The organism is Microcystis sp. M53602_WE12, from assembly GCF_030065455.1.
Classification (GTDB): Bacteria; Cyanobacteriota; Cyanobacteriia; order Cyanobacteriales; family Microcystaceae; genus Microcystis; species Microcystis aeruginosa.
Genome location: NZ_JASJFB010000239.1, coordinates 1 through 4,846, shown reverse-complemented (window position 1 = coordinate 4,846; position 4,846 = coordinate 1). Strand labels below are relative to the sequence as shown.

The following is a 4,846-nucleotide window of genomic DNA, read 5'->3' as shown; positions in this document are numbered from 1 at the left end:
GAGCCTCCTCGCTTACGTTAAAAAAGTGCTGGACAATTTTGGAGGCGAGTATGTAATTAATTTTGCCTAGGTACTTATATACTTCTAATGACAGGTTATAAGCAACAATAGCTAACTCTAAATTTTCTGCCTTTTCCCCTCTGATACGATCACTATAAGCATTGCCCAGATTATTTTGTGTCATTGCCCATTCAGAAGGAAAGCTATCACGAGTATATACTTCTAATGACTGGTTATAAGCAACAATAGCTAACTCTAAATTATCCGCTCTTTCCCCTCTGATGCGATTACTATAAGCAACCCCCAGATTATTTTGTGTCATTGCCCATTCAGAAGGAAAGCTCTCACGGGTATATACTTCTAAAGCAGAATTAAAACAAGAGATCGCCCTTTCTAAATTATCAGCTTTACTGCCTTGATTCTTGTCAAGATAAACATTACCTAAACTATTTTGAATTTTAGCCCATTTTTGAGAAAAATTTTGCTCAGAATAAACATTCAAAACCTGTTGATAAATTGTTTCTGCTTCCTCATATTTCTTTAATTTCTTATATACATAACCCAAGGTCTCAAGAGTGGCTACTTTTGTCGGTTCTAATGATGTTATTTGATTACTTAAATTCCAAGCTTCTAGCAAAGATTCTTCCGCTTTTTGTAACTCTCCTCTACGGTAATAAGCAACCCCTAATTGCTGTAAAGTTGTTATCATCATAGATATATTTTTTTCTGCTGAATACTCTGCAAATAATCTAGTTAATAGATCAATTCTTGCTTGAGTTTCTGATACTCCATCTCGTTCAAGAACCCGAGCAAAATTCACAAATTGACGATCAATATTTTTTTCTTCTGGTAGAGATTCAAACTTAAAAATACCTGATTTCCAAGCCCAAAAATCAGGGGCAAATCTAGCAAATCTAGTAATAGTATCGTTTTGTAAACAAAATAATATGGGATAAGGAACATCATAAGTAAAAGCGTCTCTAACAAAATTGAGATTTTGTAAAATAGGGGGATAATCCTTAAATCCGATAGAATTTTCTAATCCTTTGATAATTAACACTTGCTTTTTATCTTCTAAAGGGGGATTTTTAGATAAATAGTTTAAAATTTCATCTAATAAAAAACGCACCTGAGAATCATCTATATTTAAAACAATAAATTGTATATTTTGACATTGAGAATTATTCATTAAACTCTCAACTATCCAGTTAGCTTCCTCATTGCGGTTAACTTCAATAAAGCCAATAGTTAATCCTTCGGCAAAATCAATAAAAGTTAGTAACTCAGCTAATCTCTGCTGATTTTTTACTAAAAATAAACGATGATTAGAAATAGAGAAAGATTTAGTTTCTAACATTTTTTAATACCTTTTTAAAAGCTTGAATAGATTCAACAACTGGATTGATATAGTTCCATCTATCATTACCATTATATAGCGTTTCTGATTCACAAGAGGTACATTCCCGATCCTGAACAGCTTAATCAGCAAAGGTTTAAGTGTGCCGCACAGATGCGAGAACCGCTATATTCTAAGGCAGAAGTATTAAATAACATAAGTTGTCCAATTTGATTGTTATTAATTTCCTTGTTTAAATAGACATTTACTAAATGAGTATAATGCTCATCAGGAATGACTCTTTCAAAATCAAATTGTACTTGTTTAATGGCAGTTTGTACGTCTTCACTATCAATTTTAGAGCCGCCTTTTGCATTTGCTGAAGTAATAGCAGTTCTCATCATTTGCATTAGTTGTCTAACATGACCGCCACTAGCTTTAGCTAAACTTAATAAATCATCGTAATTAGCAAAAATATCCTGAACATTAACCCTAACTTCAATTAATTTAGCAACAGCTTTTAAGGCTTCTTCTTGATAGTCTAAATCGGGCTTATTTCTTTGTAAATTGTAGATATTGATCATCGGGACAATATTAGAGTTCTCGAAAAAATTATTGACTTTTTTAGCTGAATAGATTGTAGAAATTGGCACAGTATAAATAATATTGCATCCCAAGGCTTGTAACTGTGCTGCATAATCGAAAAATAAATGATCGCCTACTTCTGGTGTTACTCGATCTAAATTGTCGAATATTACTAAAAATCCTTGATATTGAGGAAATTTTTGCTGTAATTTTCTAAACCCATCATCTAGTAAAAAATTTACATCAGCTTGTAAGCGAGAAATATCTTGTTCCAAGGTTTGACGAATTGTTTTTTTACGTTTATCAGACCCTTTAATTTGTGCTAATAATTTCACTAATAATTTAGCTACAAAAGGAATAGGAAAGGGAGAGGAACTAACATCTAAAGTTCCCGACATACTCACAGACTTCTCAACGGTTTCCTCTGTTTCTTCTGTGATATCTTTAAACCAAGCTTCAAAATTACCCAGAAGTTCATCATCAAACTTAATTCCTCGTTGTCTGAGTTCATATTCAATTTGCTTAATTAATACTAAATATAAGTCTATATAACGCGCATCTTCAATGTCAATTTCCCGATCAGCTTCTAAATAAATAATAAAATATTTTTCTTGCCATCTTTCCTGAATTCGCCTTAATTCTGTGCTTTTTCCACAGCCACGATGACCTGTAAATAAAATTGTTGTAAATTTTTCAGGTTCTTGAAATTCAAGAATTGTATCAACTTGACCTATAGCTTTGGTATTGCGAACTTTTGATAAATCAACATAATATCGTTTCATAGCTTCACCCCTTAGAGGATCAAGATTACAAACTCGGTAAGCTTCTTTGAGATTTTTGGCAAGATTAGTTTTGGTCATAGTCATTGAACAATATTATCTGAATAATCATAATTAATTATATTATAGCTTTTCAAAAAATACAATCTCCCTAAATCCAGTATCAGGGGGAACGCATCTTATTTTTGAAAGGTAGGCTGGATAAGGGTTTTCGAGATCATGGTTGATTTTTTCTGAAACGCTGAAAGTCTTATTAGATAAGGAATCTAGAATTTAGATGCGTTTGCCCTAAATCCAGTATTGACCAGTCGAAGGGTGAGAAACTGCCCCAACTGTTGCGCTATATTCCGTAACCAAGCCGCAGGATTATTATTTCCTCGTTGTTCTAACAATGTTGCTTAGTTTTCCATCACCTGCAAGAATTGGGGATCAATCAATTCCTGATTTGCTTGCAGAATATTATTGAGTTCCTCATCATCAGTACAAGCGAGCAACTGTTCTATTAAATTAACATAAGCTTGGGTGCGTTGTTCATTCATTGTCTGTACTGTGATTGATGTGATTATGTGATGGACTGTGATTTTTTTTGAGAGAGACCAACCTTATGATTTAACGTGATACAATAAATATTCGTGATTGTCAAGGGGGGTCGCTGCCAAATTTGTTTGATATATTCCAAGTTTCTGCCTTAGAACATATCAAACAAATTACTTTTCTGCACAAATAACTGTCATTACAGCAACTTCTTTGTCCAATTGATCTCCTATTTCATCTTCAACAACGTCCAGATCGTAATCCATTTGTAATCCCAGCCAAAATCGCGGTGACATATCAAAATAACGAGCTAACCGAAGAGCTATATCCGCTGTGATAGGCTGCTTTCCGTGAACGATTTCGTTAATACATTGTTCAGGAACTCCAAGAGCCAGAGCTATTTGATTCTGACTAAGGTTCATTGGCTTGATAAATTCCTCTAAAAGAACCTCACCGGGATGAATTGGCATTAGTTTATCTTCATTCATTATTTTACCTCAATGATAATCAACGATTTCTACGTCTAGAGCATCACCGTTTTGCCAGACAAAGCAAATTCGCCATTGATCGTTAACCCGAATGCTATATTGACCTTCCCTGTCACCAACCAGACGTTCCAATCGATTTGCTGGTGGGACACGAAGATCTTGCAGGGTTTCCGCACGATTAAGCATCCGCAATTTTCGCAATGCCACTTGTTGGATATCTAATGGCAATTTACGCGAATGTTTACGTTCAAAAACTTTTTGAGCTTCTTTATCTTTAAAGTTTTGGATCACTCTCTAAACAATTTCTTATCCTACTTTTAAGTATATGACGTAAGGATGATCCGATGGCAGAACTGGTTGGGGAACAGGCCAGACAGGGACTTCTGCGAATGCGTCTGGGGCCAAGATGACGCGACGACAAATGAGCGCGGTAGCCTTCATGTTGGATATACTAACAACACCTTAGCCTATTGTCAATGTCCCCAACAGTTAAAAACGCCTTATATTCTTCTATATTTCTCGCTTGAGGATTGAGATATTGCCCAAAGTGTTGTGTTAAATCAATCTGCATGGTTATTGTATCCTTATTATTCTAACCCTGTTGCATAGTTTTCCATCATCTGCAAAAATTCGGGGTCAATCAATTCCTGATTAGCTTGCAGGATATTGGGTTCCTCACCATCAGCACAAGCGAGCAACTGTTCTATTAATTTAACATAAGCTTGGGCGCGTTGTTCATTCATCGTCTTAACTATGATTTTTGTGATTGTGTGATGGACTATGATTCTTTTCGAGAGAGCGACACCATGATGTGATATAAGACAATAAATACTCATGATTGTCAAAGATAACCTAATCATAGTCGCTCATTCTAATCATCGTCTTAACTATGATTTTTGTGATTGTGTGATGGACTATGATTCTTTTCGAGAGAGCGACACCATGATGTGATATAAGACAATAAATACTGATGATTGTCAAAGATAACCTAATCATAGTCGCTCATTCAATCATGAGTCTAATCATCGTCTTAACTATGATTTTTGTGATTATGTGAGGGACTGTGATTTTTTTCGAGAGAGCGACCCCATGATGTGATATAAGACAATAAATACTGATGATTG

The 4,846-nt window shown here is 34.8% G+C and carries 5 protein-coding genes and 1 pseudogene; all 6 read right to left on the bottom strand.

Going from position 1 to position 4,846, the window contains the following annotated elements:
* Window positions 1-76: 76 nt before the first annotated feature.
* Window positions 77-1,357: pseudogene (locus tag PX482_RS08730) on the bottom strand (tetratricopeptide repeat protein); the annotation flags it as partial.
* Window positions 1,358-1,482: 125 nt separating this feature from the next.
* Window positions 1,483-2,781: an AAA family ATPase gene (locus PX482_RS08725; protein WP_288093802.1), complete on the bottom strand. Its 1,299-nt coding sequence runs from the start codon at window positions 2,779-2,781 to the stop codon at window positions 1,483-1,485.
* A gap of 317 nt (window positions 2,782-3,098) precedes the next feature.
* The gene (locus PX482_RS08720; RefSeq protein ID WP_288027899.1) at window positions 3,099-3,239 is read right to left on the bottom strand and encodes a hypothetical protein; all 141 of its coding nucleotides are present in this window, start codon (window positions 3,237-3,239) and stop codon (window positions 3,099-3,101) included.
* Window positions 3,240-3,407: 168 nt separating this feature from the next.
* A complete protein-coding gene (locus tag PX482_RS08715) occupies window positions 3,408-3,722 on the bottom strand; it encodes a HigA family addiction module antitoxin (RefSeq protein ID WP_036399402.1) in 315 nt (104 codons plus the stop codon).
* Window positions 3,723-3,731: 9 nt separating this feature from the next.
* A complete protein-coding gene (locus tag PX482_RS08710; protein ID WP_002740810.1) occupies window positions 3,732-4,013 on the bottom strand; it encodes a type II toxin-antitoxin system RelE/ParE family toxin in 282 nt (93 codons plus the stop codon).
* A 296-nt stretch (window positions 4,014-4,309) separates the two neighbouring features.
* A complete protein-coding gene (locus PX482_RS08705; RefSeq protein WP_288122325.1) occupies window positions 4,310-4,465 on the bottom strand; it encodes a hypothetical protein in 156 nt (51 codons plus the stop codon).
* Between the last annotated feature and the right edge of the window lie 381 nt (window positions 4,466-4,846).

What these genes read in the sequence shown, in the direction of transcription:
- PX482_RS08725 (WP_288093802.1), bottom strand. Translation starts at nt 2,781, where the DNA reads ATGACCAAAACTAATCTTGCCAAAAATCTCAAAGAAGCTTACCGAGTT.
- PX482_RS08720 (WP_288027899.1), bottom strand. Translation starts at nt 3,239, where the DNA reads ATGAATGAACAACGCACCCAAGCTTATGTTAATTTAATAGAACAGTTG.
- PX482_RS08715 (WP_036399402.1), bottom strand. Translation starts at nt 3,722, where the DNA reads ATGAATGAAGATAAACTAATGCCAATTCATCCCGGTGAGGTTCTTTTA.
- PX482_RS08705 (WP_288122325.1), bottom strand. Translation starts at nt 4,465, where the DNA reads ATGAATGAACAACGCGCCCAAGCTTATGTTAAATTAATAGAACAGTTG.